Origin of the sequence: Streptomyces sp. NPDC048258 (assembly GCF_043201995.1) — a bacterium.
In the GTDB taxonomy this organism is placed as follows: Bacteria; Actinomycetota; Actinomycetes; order Streptomycetales; family Streptomycetaceae; genus Streptomyces.
In genome coordinates this window covers 267,598-284,028 of record NZ_JBICZH010000009.1, presented here as the reverse complement: position 1 = coordinate 284,028, position 16,431 = coordinate 267,598, and the positions used below count along the sequence as shown (strand labels likewise).

Genomic DNA, 16,431 nt, shown 5'->3' with positions numbered 1-16,431 from the left:
CCTGTCGGCGGCGGTTTCCGTTCCGGTTTCCGGTCCGGTGTCAGTGCCGGTGGCGCGGGGTCTGCTGCTCGCGGGGGAGATCGCGGGGGAGTTCGTACGGAACCTCGTACGGGAGCTCGTACGGCAGCCGGGAGCTGACCGGGGTGGCGTCCAGCCGGGCCGTGATCACCAGGGTGCCCTCCTCGATCTGGTAGTCGAGGGGCAGGCCCAGGCCGCGCATGGCTGCGACCATGCCGGTGTTGGAGGCCTGGGTGACGGCGTAGACGCTGTCGCAGCCGGCCTCGACGGCCATGGCGATGAGCCGGCGCAGCAGCTCGGAGCCGATGCCGCGGCGCTGCCAGTCGTCCTCGATCAGCAGCGCGACCTCGGTCTCGTCGCCGTCCCACAGCAGGTGGCCGAGGGCGACGAGCTTGCCGGACGCGGTGGTGGCGGCGAGGGTGCGGCCGAAGCGGGGGCTCAGCAGGTGTCCGAGGTAGCGGTCGGCGTCGGCGACGGGGCCGTGGTAGCGCAGGCCCAGGGTGCGCTCGGAGCAGCGGTCGTGCATCGCGCGGGCCGCCGCCTGGTCGGAGCCGTCGGCGCGGCGCACGGTGATCTCGTTGCCCTCGGGCAGGGTCAGCACGTCCTGGCTGCGCGGGACGCGGGGGCCGAGCCGGGCGTCGAGCTCGACCAGGGCGCGGGCGCGGGCGAACTCGGTCGGGGTGAAGGGCAGGTAGGGCCGCTCCACGGTGATCGCGCCGCCGGAGGGGTCGCGCAGCCGCATGACCGTGGCCTCCAGGACCCCCTCGACCGGGGCGTCGGCGCCGGCGTTGGGTCGGCCGGAGAGGGTGGTCGCCGGGATCGAGTGGATCGTGCAGCGGCCCAGGAGCTGGCGCAGCGCGAGCGGGAGCTCGGCGGCGTCCAGGGCGGTGCGGGTGGCGAGGCCCAGGACCCGGGTGGGGGTGTCCACCAGGTCGTGGGCGTCGGCGCGCTCGATCCAGGTGCTGCGGCCGCCGGCCTGGGCGATCGAGCGGGTGAGCTCGGCGGAGGGCAGCTGCTGCGGGGCGCGCAGCAGGAACTCGTCGACCGTGCCGCCGTCGGGGAGCGGGTGCGTCTGGAGGGTCAGGATGTCGACGCCGTTGCGGGCGAGGGCGGTGCAGAGCGAGGCCAGGGAGCCGGGCTCGTCACGGACGGTGGTGCGCATCCGCCACAGGGCGGCGGTCGCGCCGGTCCCGCCGGTCCCGGACGCGGACGCCGCCGGATCCGTCGGCGCTGTGCTCACCGGCGGGGGCGCATGGCTGTGGCGCCGTGCCCACCAGGTGTGGAAGGCGGCGGTGACCAGGAGTGCGACGGCCGAGGCGACCAGCAGGATCGGGCCCCTCGGACCGTGCACGACGAGATTGGCCACGGCGTCGGCGACCGCGACGGCGCAGAAGAGTGCGGCGAGTTCGACGACGTCGCGGCGCCAGTGGTGGCGGTGGGGACGCTGGGCAGAGGAAGGGTTACGGTCAGTCATGCACACCACTGTGGCGCAGGGGTGTTGCGTGATCACGAACGATCTGTGACCGACTGGTTAAGTATCCATCTGGCCGATTTCACCCAGTTTTCCTGGCTATTTCCCGAACCCGGGAGGTCAGGGGCCGGGTGGGATGCCCTGCTGCCTGCTGCCTGCTGCCTACTGGCCCACGCGCCCGGGCTGGAGCGTCCGGGTGAAGAGTACGCCGCCTCCCTGGCGCCGCAGCCGGACGGTGAGTTCCCCGCTGCCGCCGTCGATGTCGACCTCGCCGTAGTACGGAGGGTTCTCCGAGGGCGACATGTTGGCCAAGGGCGCCGACTGGACGTACGCGGTCTGCGGGCCGAAGGTGGCGTCGAGCCGCCCGGCCGGGAAGCCGCCCGCGCCGACCGGCCCCGAGACGAACTCCCAGAACGGTGCGAAGTCGGTGAAGGCCGCCCGCTCGGGCGCGTAGTGGTTCGCGGCGGTGTAGTGGACGTCGGCGGTGAGCCAGACGGTGCCGGTGATGCGCTGGTGCTTGATGTGACGCAGGAGTTCGGCGATCTGGAGCTCGCGGCCCAGCGGGGCGCCGGGGTCGCCCTGGGCCACGGCCTCGAAGTTCGCGGCCCCGTCGGCGACGACGATGCCCAGCGGCATGTCGGCGGCGATGACCTTCCAGGTGGCGCGCGAGCGTGAGAGCTCGCGCTTGACCCAGGCCAGCTGCTCGGGGCCGAGGATGCCGATGGGGTCCTCGGTCTGGGTGCCGGGCGAGTTGGCGTTGCGGTAGGTGCGCATGTCGAGGACGAAGACGTCGAGCAGCGGCCCGTAGCGCATCACGCGGTACATCCGGCCCTCGGCACGGCCGCCGCGCAGGTCGGTGACGGGGAAGTACTCGCCGAAGGCCTGGCGGGCACGGGCGGCGAGGGTGTCGGCTTCCTTGACGGTGTAGCGGGGGTCCTCGATCAGCTGGCCCGGGTACCAGTTGTTGCGCACCTCGTGGTCGTCCCACTGCGCGAGGACCGGGACCTGGGCGTTGAAGTCGCGCAGGTTGCGATCGAGCAGGTTGTAGCGGAAGTTCCCGCGGAACTCGGCGAGGGTCTCGGCGACCTTCGACTTCTCCTCGGTGGTGACATTGCGCCAGACCGTGCCGTCGCGCAGGGTGACGGAGGGCTGGATGGGCCCGTCGGCGTAGATGGTGTCCCCGCTGAAGAGGAAGAAGTCGGGGTCGCGCAGCCGCATTTCCTCGAACACGCGGTAGCCGCCGAGGTCGGGGTTGATGCCCCAGCCCTGGCCCGCCAGGTCGCCGGACCACAGGAAGCGCACGTCGTGGCGGCGGGAGGCGGGCATGGTGCGGAAGGTGCCGTGGACCGGCTCGCCGGTGCGGCGCGGGTCGTCGGGGTCGGCCAGGACGACGCGGTAGTGGATCTGCTGCCCGGGCGGGAGGTCGCGCAGGACGGTGGTGCCGGTGAAATCGCCGGACGGGCCGAGCAGCGGGCCGCGGTGGCGGCGTACGGCGTAGCGGAACGCCTCGCTCGGGGAGGTCTCGACGTACATCCGCGCGGGGCGGTCGGCGCGGGTCCAGACGGTGGCCGAGTGGGCGGTGATCTCGCCGGACTGGACGCCCCAGAGCGCGTTCGGCCGACCGGAGCGGGCGAAGGCGGGGGCGGCGAGCGCCGGAGCGGCGAGCAGCGCGGTGGACAGGGCGAGGGAACCGCCGATGAGGGTCCGTCGGGTGTGCGGGGTCGATGCCATCGGTGCTTCTCCAGGGGCCGGCGAGGACGGGCCGGACCAGAGTGCCGCCGCACACCGGCCCGGCCGCGTCGGCCACGCGAACCACGGATGAACAACCGTCAGCAGCTCAGGCGGCCGGGTGGGTTGCCGGCTCCGGTCGGGCGGCCTGACGGGCTGGAGGGCGGGCCCGCGTTCCGCAGTCGGGTAAGCCGGGCGGGTTGCCGCGCTCCGGTCAGGCCGCCTGGCGGGCCGTCGCGCTGCGGGCCGTGTCCAGGATCACCCGGGAGACGAGCGCCGGATCGTCGTTCATCGGGACGTGACCGCAGCCCGGGAGCCGGACCAGCCGGGCGCCGGGGACGGTGTGCTTGGCGCGTACGCCCTGGCGGCGCAGGAGCACCCGGTCGCGCGTGCCCCAGGCGATGGTGACGGGCAGGCCGGGCACGTCGTCGGTGAACCGTACGGAGCCGCCCGCGGCCAGCGTCTCCTCGAAGCCGGTGGCGTCGCGCAGGGCGAGCGCCTCGGCGACCACGGCCTCGGGCGAACGGCGGGCCGGGCGGGCGTAGATGGCGCCGGTGAGGGCGGCCCGGCCGGCGGCGCTGAGCGAAAGCCGTTCCAGCGCGGGGCGGGGCAGCGCCCTGGCGCCGGCCCGCAACGCGAGGAGGGTGGCGAAGGCGTAGCGGCGCTCGCCCTCGGTCCAGAATCCGGCGGGGGACAGGGCGGTGACCGAGCGGGCCAGGCCGCTCCGGCCCATTTCGAGCGCGAGCAGGCCGCCGAGCGAGTTGCCCGCCACGTGCGGGCGCTCGACGCCGAGGGCGGCGCACAGCGCCCCGAGCGCCGGAGTGACAGTGGCCAGGTCGTACGGGACCCCCGCGGGCAGCGGCTCCGAGGCGCCGAAACCGGGCAGGTCGACGGCGATCACCTCGTGCTCGGCGGCCAGGATGTCGGTCACCGGGTGCCAGGCCTGGAGGTGGTGGCCGATGCCGTGCAGCAGGAGAAGCGGCTCACCCGCGCCTTTGCGCACGTAGGAGACGGTGGCGGTGCGCGGGCCCAGCGGCGAATCGATCGTGAAGGAGGCCGTGGCGGTCATGCTGCTCCTCGTCGGGTGGACGCGTGTGAGACAGGCTGTCAGTAGTTCCTGCCGCCATGATTACCGTCCGGTAGCCCTTGACTACAAGCCTTTGGAGCGCACGAGAACATCCCGTGAACGGCTTGATACATATGCCCGGTCTGCCCGGCATGGGGGTGAGCATTGGTCTTGACCAAGGGGGTGCACCGTCCTATCGTCGCAGGGATAGTGCAGGAACCTTTAATAAACAAAGGCGCGGAACTGCCGCTGGAACACACGGCGAGTGCGGCGATGGCAGGAGGAGTCAGGGTGGGGACCACGCAGCTCGAAACGGTGCCGGAGCCGAAGTACTGGCACCTCAAGACCGTCCTCAGCGAGGCACTCGACCAGGACTTCGCCGTCGGCGAGGTCCTTCCGAACGAGCGTGAGCTCGCCGCCCGTTTCGGAGTCGCCCGCGCGACCCTGCGCCAGGCGCTGGAGCAGTTGGAGCTCGAAGGCCGGCTGCAGCGGCGCCGCGGCGTCGGTACGACTGTCGCCCCGCCGCGCGTCGGCGTCGCCGTCGGCAGTGCGCGGCACAGCTGGCCCGGCGAGAGCGTCGACGGCTGGGAGCCGGTGGACGCGGTGGAGGGCCTGCCGCCGGCCGCGGTCCTCAAGCTCCTCGGTACGGGCGGGGCAGGCGGGGCGGGTGGTACGGGCGGGGCCTTCGCCGCCGACCGGCCCGTCCACACCGTGCGCCGCACCCGGGTCACCCAGGGCCAGGTCGTCGCCGCCGAGATGCTCTACGTCCCGGCCGCCTCCGTGCCCGGACTCCCCGCCATCGAGGCCCCGGCCGGACCCGCGCGCGCCCGCGCCGTCCTGCGTGAGCTGCAGCGGCTGGTCCTGGACGGCCAGGACCGCTCCGTGGAGCTCGGCTCCGCCCGCGCGGACGACGCCAAGGAGCTGGACCGGTTGCCCGGCGCCCCGGTCCTCCTGGTCACCACCCGGTACTTCACCGCCGCGGGCACCGCCGCCGTCTCGGTCGCCACCTACCGCGCCGACACGTGCCGCCTGACCTTCGGAGACTCGGGCGACGTCGAGATCACCCACGAGCCGCGCGTCGCCTCCTGACCCGCACCGCTCGGTACCTGAACCTGACCCGCACCGCTCGGTACCTGAACCGACCGTTTCCCGAACAGCCCGCTCCTGAACAGCCCGTTCCCGAGCAGCCCGTTCCCGAACCACGCCGTGCCGTTGCGAACGACTCCGTGCGACGCCTTCCGAGGCGTCGCACGGGCGTATCGTGACGCGGCGTCAGCGGCGCCGGGCCGTGACCGTCTTCTCCACCGCGAAGAGCTCTTCCTCCACGTGGTCCAGTGCGAGCCGCAGCGCACCGGTGGCCACCGCGGCTTCGCCGAGCAGGGACAGGGCCACCCTCGGCGGTCGCAGGCAGTAGCGCTCCAGCTCCTGGCGCAGGGGGTCCAGGACCCCGTCCAGGCCGGCCGCCCAGCCGCCGACGACGACCAGCTCCGGATCCATCGCCAGGACCAGCGCCGCCACGTCGTGCACCAGCCGCTGGATGAACCGCTCCACGGCGGCGACCGCCCGCTCGTCGCCGCGCCGGGCCTTCGCGAAGACCTCGGCCACCGCCGGTTCGTCCAGCGGATGCAGCGGCTCGCCGGTGGTGGAGAGCAGCTTCTCGGGAGTGGCCTCCCGGCCCAGCAGATGCAGTGCGCCGATCTCGCCGGCCGCCCCGCCGAAGCCCCGGTGCAGCCGGCCGCCGATCAGCGAGCCCGCGCCCGGGCTGAGCCCCGCCATCACGAACACCATGTCGTCGGTGTCCCGCGCGGCACCCTTCCAGTGCTCGGCGACCGCGGCCGCGTTGGCGTCGTTCTCGACCTGCACCGGGCAGCGGAACGAGCGCCGCAGCCGTTCCCCGAGTGGCAACCCGGTCCAGCCGGGCAGCGCCGTGCCGAGGCGGACCGTGCCGTCCGCCTCCACGATGCCGGGGCTGCCCACCCCGACCGCCCGCAGGGAGTCCCGCGGCACGCCGGTCCGGCGCAGCAGGTCCGCGACCGCCGCCCGTACGCGCTCCAGCCGCTCGTCGGCCGAGGCCGCCTCGGTGACGTCCTTGGTACCGGCGCCGATGACCCTGCCGTCCAGCCCGGACAGCAGGACCGCGATCCGGTGCGAGCCGATCTCGATGCCCAGCAGGTGTCCCGCCTCGGCCCGGAACCGGAACCTTCGCGCGGGGCGCCCCTGCCGTCGCGCGCCCTCCTCGGCATCGGCCTCGACGACGAGTCCGGTCCCCATGAGTCCCTCGACGACCCCCTCGACGGTCGGCCTGGAGAGCCCGGTCACCCGTGTGAGATCGGTGAGGGTCGGCGATTCGGCCGCCCGCAGTGCCCGGAGCACCACGGCGGAATTGATCCGCCGGAGCAGAGAGGGGTCCCCGCCGGTCAGCTGCCCCAACGTGTGTCCTCCCAGGTAGCGAGCTTGTCAGCCGGATCGTACTGCCCACCCGCCGCGACGGCGAGAAGCAGCCCCCCGACGGCCGGAATCAGCCGCTCCCCTCAGGCCGGGGCGACGAAGCCCGACTCGTACGCTGTGATCACCGCCTGGGTCCGGTCCCGCGCCCCCAGCTTCGCCAGGATCGCGCTGACATGGGACTTCACCGTCTCGGCGCCGATGATCAGCTCGCCGGCGATCTCCACATTGGTCAGCCCCCGGGCCATGAGCCGCAGCACCGACTCCTCCCGCTCGGTCAGGGCGGCCCGCTCCAGCACTGCCTTGGCCTGTCGGTTGCCGTACTCCGCTGCCAGCGCCCGCACGGCGGCCGGGAAGAGCAGCGTCTCGCCCTCCGCCACCAGCCGTACCGCGTGCACGATTTCCGAGGGCCGCGCCCGCTTGAGCAGGAACCCGTCCGCACCGGCCCGCAGCGCCTGGTAGACGTACTCGTCGTTCTCGAAGGTGGTCACCACGAGGATCTTCGGCGGGGAGTCCACCGACCGCAGGACCGCCCGGGTCGCCTCGATCCCGTCGAGCAGCGGCATCCGCACGTCCATCGCCACCACGTCGGGCCGCAGTTGGCGCACGAGCGGGACGACCGAGGCCCCGTCGGCGGCCTCACCCACCACTTCGATGTCGGGCTGGGCCTCAAGGACGGCGCGCAGACCCGCGCGCACCAGGGGTTCGTCATCGACGAGCAGTACGGTAACCGGCATCCGGTCAGCGTATTCGCTCCAGCGGAAGCCGCGCGCGCACCCTCCAACTGCCCTCGTACGGACCGGTCTCGGCCTCGCCTCCCAGCAGTGCGGCACGCTCCCGCATACCGCGGAGCCCGCTGCCCGTGCCCGTCATCAGCGCGGGACCGTCCGGCAGCGGATTGACGACCTCCAGATCCAGTCGCCCCACGGCCGCCTCGATCCGTACCCGGACCGGCACCGGGCCGCAGTGCCGCAGCACATTGGTCAGCGCCTCCTGCAGGATCCGGTACCCCTCGCGCGTGACGGGCCCGGGCAACTGCTCAAGCGGACCAGAAAGTTCGGCGTCGACCGTGGACCCGGAGGCCCGCGCCGAGTTCAACAGCCGGTCCGCGTCCGCCAGGGTGGGCCGCTGCGAAGGAGGCTGGGCGGACTCCCGGAGCACCAGCAGCACCCGCTCCAGATCCTCCAGCGCGGCCCGGCCGGTCTCCTCGATCGCGCACAGCGCGCGCTCGGTGAACTCCGCGTTCCCCGCCGCCCGGGCGGCTCCCGCCTGGACCACCGCGACGGTGAGCGCGTGCCCGATGGAGTCGTGCAACTCCCTCGCGATCCGCGTCCGTTCCAGCAGCTGCTCGGTACGCGCCTCCAGGGCGGTGAGGCGCTCGGCAGCCGAAGGCCCCAGCAGCCTGGCGGCGATGGCCGTGACGGCTTCGCCGAGCAGGACCACCACGACCAGCAGCAGGAGCAGCGGTACGGGCACGAGGAGGACGGCGGCCCAGCGCGGCGGGATGAACGGCAGGATCACATCATCCCCGCCAAGAGACTTCCCCGCCCCGGTGAACACGAGCTCCAGTGTCATGACCGGCAGCCACACAGTGGCCACCATCGCCACTCCGGCGAGCAGGAGACGTATCTCCAGCCAGGCGACCGTCCGCCAGCGGTCCCCCCACCGGGCCGAGGGCGCGGTGCTTATGGATCCGTCGTGGTCGCCGCGCTCGTGCGGGGTCAGCAGGAACTGGGCTTGCAACCCCTCGGCCAGCCGCACCCAGGGGATGAGCCCGAACGGCGCGACGATCAGGGCGGGCATCCATGGCCATGCCGGCTCTATGAACAGCCAGATGGACACGATCAGGATCGGGACGAGCAGATGCAGCCAGCGGGTGTACGTGACCCCGCGAAGGGGCGCACGGAGCAATCGGTACATGTCCTCATCCTGGCAGTCGGCCGTGGGGTGGCGTCTCCCCCACGCGGGGGAGACGATCCCCCCGCGTGGGGGAGGGCAGGGGGTGGGGCCGGCGGCGAATCTTGAGTCATGAACACGATCGAGATCCGAGACCTCACCAAGGAGTACGGCACCCACCGTGCGGTGGACGGCCTCACCTTCGATGTCCTGCCCGGGCGGGTCACCGGATTCCTGGGCCCCAACGGCGCCGGGAAGTCCACCACGATGCGCCTGCTGATGGGCCTGGACCGGGCCACATCGGGTACGGCCACCATCGGTGGCCGGAGCTACGTGGACTTCCCCGACCCGCTGCACCGGGTCGGCGCCCTCCTGGACGCGCAGGCGGCGCACGGAGGGCGCACCGCCCGGGACCACCTCCGTCTTCTCGCCGCGGCCGGCCGTGTGCCGATGCGCCGGGTGGACGAGGTCCTGGAGCAGGCCGGGATAGCCTCCGTGGCCAAGCGGCGGATCAAGTCCTTCTCGCTCGGCATGCGCCAGCGCCTGGGCATAGCCGCAGCGTTGCTGGGCGACCCCGGAGTGCTCCTGCTGGACGAGCCGACCAACGGCCTCGACCCCGAGGGCATCATCTGGATCCGCGAGTTGATGCGCGGTTTCGCCGCCGAAGGCCGCACCGTCCTGGTCTCCAGCCACCTGATGTCGGAGACCTCGGCGCTCGCCGACCACCTGGTCGTGCTCGGCAACGGCACGCTGCTGGCCGATACCTCGATGAAGGAGTTCATCGACGCCCGCAGCACCCAGAGGGTGCGCCTGCGCACCTCCGACCCGATCCGCCTGCGGGCAGCCCTGGCCCGGGACGGCTTCGAGCTGGTGAATGCGGACGACGGGCGCTGGACCGTCGAAGGCATGCGGGCCGAACAACTCGGCGGCCTGGCCGCCCGCGAAGGCATCCCCATGCTGGAACTCTCCGACGAGCGCGCCTCACTGGAGCAGGCCTACCTCGACCTCACTGCCGATCACGCGCAGTTCACCGCAACCCGCTGAGATACCGACCCCTTGTCCGGAGGCTTTGCCATGAGCGTCGCTCTGCCCACCCTGCCCGTGCTGCACTCCGAATGGATCAAGATCAGATCGCTTCGCGGTACGTTCGGCGCCCTGATAGCGATCCTCGTCACCACCGTCGGCATCCAGGCGTTCACCGCCTGGGCGATCGGGACGGCGGAGGAAGGGAGCATGGGCGACGATCCACTCTTCGCTGCGTACTACGCCATCAACTTCGGCCAGATAGCAGCCATCGCCTTCGGGGCCAATGCCTTCTCCGCCGAATTCCACAACGGAGCCCTGCGCACCAGCTTCGCCGCGGTGCCGAACCGTACGCGGTTCTATCTGTCCAAGATGGCCGTGGTCGGCGGACTCGCCTTCCTGGCGGGCCAGGTGACGGGGCTGCTCACCTTTGTTGCCGGGCAGGCGTTCATGGGTCAGTACGCCCTGGAGCTTGGTGCCCCGGGCACCGTGCGGTCCATCGTCGGATGCGGTCTCTATTTGACGGTCATCACGTTGTTCGCGGCCGGCCTGGCAGCGATATTGCGTAGTGGTGTCGCCGTGCTCAGCATCCTCGTCCCCTTCGTTCTGCTGGTCTCCTTCGTCATCAGCGGAGCCGCCAGCGACATCGGTCAGTTCATGCCGGACAAGGCCGGGCAGATGGTGCTGCGGAGCGAGTCGATCGGCGGCGTGCTCGGCCCGTGGACCGGGATGGGAGTGGCGATGCTGTGGGCCGCGGCTGCGGTGTTCGGCGGCTGGCTGGCGGTGCGGCGCCGGGACGCGTGACTGCGGGCCAGTTGTCAGTGGGGGTCGGGATACTGACGGTATGACCACGGCAGAGCATCTCGACACGATCGACCGGCTCCGGGCGCGGGAGTTCCCGGCCGAGCCGGTCCGGTCCGGCGGGCAGAGCAGCGGCCCGGGTTACCACTTGGTCCGGGTCGGCCGGACCGCGGACTTCTGGGAGGACGACGGTTCGGGGCGGGTCGAGGCGGCCGACCAGATCAACGCCGAATACGGGGCGCTCACCCAGGCCCTGACCGACCGGTGGGGGGAGGCGCAGATCTTCAGCCTCGTGTCGCTGCTGGACCGAGGGCTCGACGGGGAGGAGATACCGGAGCCGTGGGACGAGATGAGCAACACCACCGACCACGTGCACCTGTGGCGGGCCGAGGAGCAGTGGCTGGTGGCCTATGTGGCGCAGTGGGACTCGGAGGACCCCTACCTGCTGATGGCAGGGGTCACCGTGATCGACCCGCCCTAGGGTCCGTCGGGGGATTCGGCGGCCGCGCGAAGGCGGGCGTACTCCTGGGCCATGGACTCGGCGGTCCAGTGGGCATTGAGGCCGCTGGGGTTGGGGAGGGCCCAGACGCGGGTGGAGCCGATGGTCCGCTCCTGGGGGCCGATCTGGGCCTTCCGCTCGCCGAAGGCGGTGCGGTAGGCCGTGACGCCGACCACCGCCAGCCATTGGGGGCGGAGCAGTTCCACCTTGGCCGTCAGGATGCGGCCGCCCTCGCGGAACTCCTCGGCGCTCAGCTCGTCGGCGCGGGCCGTGGCACGGGCCACGACGTTGGTGATGCCGAGGCGGTAGGTCAGCAGTTCTTCCTGCTCCGCGGGGTCCAGGCGCCGCGGGGTGAAGCCCGACAGGTGCAGGACGGGCCAGAAACGGTTGCCGGGGCGGGCGAAGTGGTGGCCCGTCGCGGCGGAGAGGAGACCCGGGTTGATGCCGCAGAAGAGCACACGCAGACCGCCCGCGACCACGTCCGGGAGGACGCGGTCACGGGCGGCGTTCAGCTCGTCGGGGGTCAGAGGATCGACCCCGGCGCGTACCCGGCGGCCTCCGGGTGCTGCTTGGCGATCGCCTCGATACGCGAGACCACCGCCGCGACCTGGTCACCCGCGGCGCCGGTGAAGGACAGCTTGTCGGCCATGAGGGCGTCGAGCTGGGCCCGGTCCAGCGGCATCCGCTCGTCGGCGGCCAGCTTGTCCAGCAGCTCGTTGCGCTCGGCACCCTGCTCGCGCATGGCGAGCGCGGAGGCCACCGCGTGCTCCTTGATGACCTCGTGGGCTGCCTCGCGGCCCACCCCGGCCCGCACCGCGCCCATCAGGACCTTGGTGGTCGCGAGGAACGGCAGGTAGCGGTCCAGCTCGCGGGCGACGACCGCCGGGAAGGCGCCGAACTCGTCCAGGACCGTCAGGAAGGTCTCCAGCAGGCCGTCGAAGGCGAAGAAGGCGTCCGGCAGGGCCACGCGGCGCACCACGGAGCAGGAGACGTCGCCCTCGTTCCACTGGTCGCCGGCCAGCTCGCCGGTCATCGAGGCGTAGCCGCGCAGGATGACCATCAGGCCGTTCACGCGCTCGCAGGAGCGGGTGTTCATCTTGTGCGGCATCGCGGAGGAGCCGACCTGGCCGGGCTTGAAGCCCTCGGTGACCAGCTCGTGGCCGGCCATCAGGCGGATCGTCTTGGCGATCGACGACGGAGCGGCGGCCAGCTGCACCAGGGCGGTGACCACGTCGTAGTCGAGCGAGCGCGGGTAGACCTGGCCGACCGAGGTGAAGGCCTGGGCGAAGCCGAGGTGGGCGGCGATCCGCTGCTCCAGGTCGGCGAGCTTGGCCGCGTCGCCGCCGAGCAGGTCGAGCATGTCCTGGGCGGTGCCGACCGGGCCCTTGATGCCGCGCAGCGGGTAGCGGCCCAGCAGGTTCTCGAGGCGGTCGTAGGCGACCAGCAGCTCGTCGGCCGCGGTCGCGAAGCGCTTGCCCAGCGTGGTCGCCTGCGCGGCGACGTTGTGGGAGCGGCCGGCCATGACCAGCTCGGCGTGCTCGCCGGCCAGCTTGCCGAGGCGGGCCAGGACGGCGACCGTGCGGTCACGGGCCAGTTCCAGCGAGAGCCGGATCTGCAGCTGCTCGACGTTCTCGGTGAGGTCGCGGGAGGTCATGCCCTTGTGGACGTGCTCGTGACCGGCGAGGGCGTTGAACTCCTCGATACGGGCCTTCACGTCGTGCCGGGTGACCTTCTCGCGCTCCGCGATGGAGGCGAGGTCGACCGTTTCGAGGACGCGCTCGTAGTCGGCGAGGGCCGCGTCGGGGACCTCGATGCCGAGGTCCTTCTGGGCGCGCAGCACGGCGAGCCACAGCCGCCGCTCCAGCGTCACCTTGTACTCGGGGGACCACAGGACGGCGAGCTCCGCGGAGGCGTAGCGGCCGGCCAGGACATTGGGGATGCGGGGCTTGGCAGTCACGTGGAGGGATTCTACTTGGGCTGCCGCTGTGTGTTTACGCAGGTAGGGACCCCAACCCCGATTGTGCCTTGCTACGAGAGCAGATCGCCCGCGGCCGGCTCGTACGGGAGCAGCTCCGGGCGCTTGGCCGGGCGGCCGTCCCCGGAGGAGCGGCCCGTCAGGCGACGGCCGACCCAGGGGAGCAGGTGCTGCCGGGCGAAGCTCAGGTCCTGGGACCGGCGTACCGCCCAGCCCGGGGGGACCGCGGCGGGCAGTTCGGTGCGCCAGTCCTGCTCGGCGGGCAGCCCCAGGGTCTGCCAGACGGCCTCCGCCACCCGGCGGTGGCCTTCGGCAGTCAGGTGCAGCCGGTCCACGTCCCACATCCCGGGGTCGGCGAGCGCCGGCGCCCCGTACAGGTCCACCACCAGGGCGCCGTGCCGTTCCGCGAGCTCCTCGATGATCGCGAAGAGCTCTTCCATCCGGGGCCGGAAACGGTCCATCACCGGCCCGTTGCGCCCCGGGGAGCGCATGAGGACGAGGTGTTTGCAGGAGGGGGCGAGGAGTTCCACGGCCGCCTCCAGGTGGCCCCGGACGCGGCCCATGTCCACCTTGGGGCGCAGCGCGTCGTTCAGCCCGCCGACCAGGGTCACCACGTCGGCGCCCATGGCCGCGGCCGCCGCAGCCTGCTCCTCGGCGATCTGCCCGATGAGCTTCCCGCGGACCGCGAGGTTCGCGTAGCGGAAGCCCGGCTCGCGCGCCGCGAGGCGGGCGGCCAGCAGGTCGGCCCAGCCCCGGTAGGAGCCGTCCGGCAGCAGGTCGGACATGCCCTCGGTGAAGGAGTCACCGACCGCGACAAAACTGTTGTACGACGCATTCATATCCATGGCGGGAGCGATGTTACCGCGCGGTACCCCGGCCCCGCAGGGCCGGGGACCGTCCCGCTCCCGGCCGACGCGCTACGCGGAGGCCGGGCGGCCGAACAGCTCGCGCAGGACGTCCTCCATCGTCACCAGACCTGTCATGGCGCCGTCCGGCCCCAGCACCGCGGCCAGGTGCGTACGGCTGCGCCGCATGGCGGTCAGCACGTCGTCCAGCGGGGTCTCCGCCCGTACCTGGGCGATCAGCCGCAGCGCCGACACCGGGAACGGCTCGTCCCGCGCCTCCGCGTCCGCGTCCAGGGCGTCCTTGACGTGCAGGTAGCCCAGGATCCGGTGCTGGGCGTCGATCACCGGGAACCGGGAGTACCCGGTCTCGGCCGACAGCTGCTCCAGTCCCGCCGGAGTGATCCCCTCCCGGGCCGAGACCACCCGGTCCGCCGACAGCACCACGTCGGTGACCGGCCGGCGGCCCAGCTCCAGGGCGTCGTGCAGCCGCTCGCTCGCCCGGTCGTCGAGGAGCCCCGCGTCACTGGAGTCCTTGACCATCCGCGCCAGCTCGTCGTCCGTGAAGGTCGCCGCGACCTCGTCCTTCACCTCCACCCGCAGCAGGAGCAGCAGGGCGTTGGCGAAGGCGTTGATGGCGAAGATCACCGGACGCAGGGCCCGCGCCAGGGTCACCAGCGGGGGCCCCAGCAGCAGCGCGGTGCGCACCGGTTCGGCCAGCGCCACGTTCTTCGGCACCATCTCGCCGAAGAGCATGTGCAGGTACGTCGCCAGCGCCAGCGCCACCGCGAAGGAGATCGCGTGCGTGAGGGCGACCGGCACCCCGAACAGTTCGAACAGCGGGGTGAGCAGGTGCGCGATCGCCGGTTCGGCCACCACGCCCAGGACCAGGGTGCACAGGGTGATGCCGAGCTGGGCCGCCGCCATCAGGGCCGATACGTGCTCCAGACCCCACAGGACCGCGCGGGCCCGCCGGTCGCCCTGTTCGGCGTACGGCTCGATCTGGCTGCGCCGGACCGAGATCAGCGCGAACTCCGCGCCGACGAAGAAGGCGTTGACGACCAGGGTCGCCAGGCCGATCAGCAATTGGATCGCGGTCATCGGCCCTCCTCCCCGTCGCTGCGCCTGCGCTTGTCCTTATGTCTGTCCCTGTGTCTGATCTTGTGCTTGTCCCCGTGCTTGTCCCTGGGCTTGTCTCCGTGCTCGTGCCAGCGGGCGTCCCCGCCCCCGTCGTCACCCGGTTCAGCCGGCACGTGCAGCAGCACGCGCGCGGCCCGCCGCCCGCCGGCGTCCACCACCTCCAGCTGCCAGCCGTCCAGCTCCAGGCTGTCGCCGACGGCCGGAATCCGGCCCAGTTCGGTCGCTATCAGACCGGCCAGGGTCTCGTACGGGCCGTCCGGCACGCGCAGTCCGATCCGCTGGAGCTGGTCGGTGCGCGCGGCGCCGTCGGCCGAGTACAGACGGCGTCCGGCATCGTCCGTACCGGCCGGGGCCAGGTCCGGGGTCTCGTGCGGGTCGTGCTCGTCGCGGACCTCGCCGACCACCTCCTCGACGATGTCCTCCAGCGTGGCCACACCGGCCGTGCCGCCGTACTCGTCGATGACCACGGCCATGGTCTGCTTCCCGGACAGCCGGTCCAGGAGCCGGTCCACGGTCAGGGACTCCGGTACGAGCAGGGGCTCGCGCAGCACCTGCGACACCGGGGTCCGGCGCCGCTCCTCGGCGGAGAGCGCCAGTACGTCCTTGATGTGGACGGTGCCTACGACGGAGTCGAGGCTGCCCCGGTAGACCGGGAAGCGGGACAGGCCGGTGGCCAGCGTCGCGTTCGCCACGTCCTCGGCGGTGGTCTGCAGGTCGAGGGCGGTGACCTGGACGCGCGGGGTCATCACGTTCTCCGCGGTCAGGTCGGCGAGGTTCAGGGTCCGCACGAACAGCTCGGCGGTGTCCTTCTCCAGCGCACCCGCCTTCGCCGAGTGCCGCGCGAGGGCGACCAGCTCCTGCGGGGTGCGCGCGGAGGCCAGCTCCTCGGCCGGTTCCATGCCGAGGCGGCGGACCATGTGGTTCGCGGTGGTGTTGAGATGGCTGATCAGGGGCTTGAAGGCCCGGCTGAAGACCCGCTGCATCGTCGCCACGCGCTTGGCGATCGCCAGCGGGGAGGAGATCGCCCAGTTCTTGGGCACCAGCTCGCCGACGACCATCAGGACGACGGTCGACACGACGGTGCCGAGGACCAGTGCGGTGGAGGAGGCGGCGCCGGCCGACATCCCCAGGGACTGGAGCGGGTCCTGGAGCAGGGCGGCGATCGACGGCTTCGAGATCATGCCGATGACCAGGCCGGTCACGGTGATGCCGAGCTGGGCGCCGGAGAGCTGGAACGTGAGCGTCCGGACGGCCGCCAGGGCGCTCTCGGCCCCGGCCTCGCCGCGGTCGACGGCTTGCTCGAGCTCGCTGCGTTCGACGGTGGTCAGCGAGAACTCGGCCGCGACGAAGGCTCCGCAGGCAATGCAGAGCAGCAGTGCCACGACGAGCAGGATCACCTCGGTCATCGGTCGATCACCTCCGTTCCATGATCGGCCAGGAGGCGGGGCATCGCGCGATGTCGCGAGGGAGAACAGCGGAAATGTCGTGGACTGGGAGGCTCGCCCATGGGCGGACGCTCACACCTTT

At 72.2% G+C, this 16,431-nt stretch carries 15 protein-coding genes; 4 read left to right on the top strand and 11 right to left on the bottom strand.

Annotated elements, in window-relative coordinates; all coding sequences use genetic code 11:
- Positions 1-40: 40 nt before the first annotated feature.
- From ACGFYQ_RS22185 to ACGFYQ_RS22175, 3 genes are all read right to left on the bottom strand, one after another.
- The gene (locus ACGFYQ_RS22185; protein WP_393746424.1) at positions 41-1,492 is read right to left on the bottom strand and encodes a GNAT family N-acetyltransferase; all 1,452 of its coding nucleotides are present in this window, start codon (positions 1,490-1,492) and stop codon (positions 41-43) included.
- A 159-nt stretch (positions 1,493-1,651) separates the two neighbouring features.
- A complete protein-coding gene (locus ACGFYQ_RS22180; protein WP_393746422.1) occupies positions 1,652-3,220 on the bottom strand; it encodes an alkaline phosphatase D family protein in 1,569 nt (522 codons plus the stop codon).
- A gap of 211 nt (positions 3,221-3,431) precedes the next feature.
- The gene (locus ACGFYQ_RS22175) at positions 3,432-4,286 is read right to left on the bottom strand and encodes an alpha/beta fold hydrolase (RefSeq protein ID WP_393746420.1); all 855 of its coding nucleotides are present in this window, start codon (positions 4,284-4,286) and stop codon (positions 3,432-3,434) included.
- Positions 4,287-4,574: 288 nt separating this feature from the next.
- On the opposite strand from ACGFYQ_RS22175, the gene ACGFYQ_RS22170 reads away from it, so the two are divergent.
- Entirely contained in the window at positions 4,575-5,372 is a 798-nt protein-coding gene (locus ACGFYQ_RS22170; RefSeq protein ID WP_393746418.1) for a GntR family transcriptional regulator, read from the top strand.
- Positions 5,373-5,555: 183 nt separating this feature from the next.
- Here ACGFYQ_RS22170 and ACGFYQ_RS22165 read toward each other — a convergent pair whose 3' ends face one another.
- The 3 genes from ACGFYQ_RS22165 to ACGFYQ_RS22155 all read right to left on the bottom strand — a co-directional run bounded on the left by ACGFYQ_RS22165 (position 5,556) and on the right by ACGFYQ_RS22155 (position 8,648).
- Positions 5,556-6,713, bottom strand: coding sequence for an ROK family transcriptional regulator (locus ACGFYQ_RS22165; RefSeq protein ID WP_393746416.1), 1,158 nt, complete (start codon positions 6,711-6,713; stop codon positions 5,556-5,558).
- A gap of 101 nt (positions 6,714-6,814) precedes the next feature.
- Positions 6,815-7,465 carry a response regulator gene (locus ACGFYQ_RS22160; RefSeq protein ID WP_393746414.1) on the bottom strand — a complete coding sequence of 217 codons (651 nt, stop codon included), beginning with the start codon at positions 7,463-7,465 and terminating at the stop codon, positions 6,815-6,817.
- Positions 7,466-7,469: 4 nt separating this feature from the next.
- On the bottom strand, positions 7,470-8,648 hold the full coding sequence (locus tag ACGFYQ_RS22155) for a sensor histidine kinase (RefSeq protein ID WP_393746412.1): 1,179 nt from the start codon (positions 8,646-8,648) through the stop codon (positions 7,470-7,472).
- A 108-nt stretch (positions 8,649-8,756) separates the two neighbouring features.
- Between ACGFYQ_RS22155 and ACGFYQ_RS22150 the strand changes: the two genes are divergently transcribed.
- The 3 genes from ACGFYQ_RS22150 to ACGFYQ_RS22140 are packed head-to-tail and all read left to right on the top strand — an operon-like array spanning position 8,757 to position 10,929.
- A complete protein-coding gene (locus tag ACGFYQ_RS22150) occupies positions 8,757-9,668 on the top strand; it encodes an ATP-binding cassette domain-containing protein (RefSeq protein ID WP_393746410.1) in 912 nt (303 codons plus the stop codon).
- A gap of 30 nt (positions 9,669-9,698) precedes the next feature.
- Positions 9,699-10,451 carry an ABC transporter permease gene (locus ACGFYQ_RS22145; RefSeq protein WP_393746408.1) on the top strand — a complete coding sequence of 251 codons (753 nt, stop codon included), beginning with the start codon at positions 9,699-9,701 and terminating at the stop codon, positions 10,449-10,451.
- A gap of 40 nt (positions 10,452-10,491) precedes the next feature.
- Positions 10,492-10,929, top strand: coding sequence for a hypothetical protein (locus ACGFYQ_RS22140; protein ID WP_393746406.1), 438 nt, complete (start codon positions 10,492-10,494; stop codon positions 10,927-10,929).
- On the opposite strand, the gene mug is transcribed toward ACGFYQ_RS22140, so the two are convergent.
- From mug to ACGFYQ_RS22115, 5 genes are all read right to left on the bottom strand, one after another.
- Entirely contained in the window at positions 10,926-11,474 is a 549-nt protein-coding gene (mug, locus tag ACGFYQ_RS22135; RefSeq protein ID WP_393746553.1) for a G/U mismatch-specific DNA glycosylase, read from the bottom strand. The genes ACGFYQ_RS22140 and mug overlap by 4 nt on opposite strands.
- Positions 11,471-12,904: an adenylosuccinate lyase gene (gene purB / locus ACGFYQ_RS22130; RefSeq protein ID WP_393746404.1), complete on the bottom strand. Its 1,434-nt coding sequence runs from the start codon at positions 12,902-12,904 to the stop codon at positions 11,471-11,473. Before purB ends, mug begins: the two co-directional genes overlap by 4 nt.
- 71 nt (positions 12,905-12,975) lie before the next feature.
- Positions 12,976-13,767: an SGNH/GDSL hydrolase family protein gene (locus ACGFYQ_RS22125; protein WP_393746402.1), complete on the bottom strand. Its 792-nt coding sequence runs from the start codon at positions 13,765-13,767 to the stop codon at positions 12,976-12,978.
- Between the two features lie 72 nt (positions 13,768-13,839).
- Positions 13,840-14,865 carry a hemolysin family protein gene (locus tag ACGFYQ_RS22120; protein WP_393746400.1) on the bottom strand — a complete coding sequence of 342 codons (1,026 nt, stop codon included), beginning with the start codon at positions 14,863-14,865 and terminating at the stop codon, positions 13,840-13,842.
- Positions 14,862-16,310: a hemolysin family protein gene (locus ACGFYQ_RS22115; protein WP_393746398.1), complete on the bottom strand. Its 1,449-nt coding sequence runs from the start codon at positions 16,308-16,310 to the stop codon at positions 14,862-14,864. Before ACGFYQ_RS22115 ends, ACGFYQ_RS22120 begins: the two co-directional genes overlap by 4 nt.
- Positions 16,311-16,431: the final 121 nt, after the last annotated feature.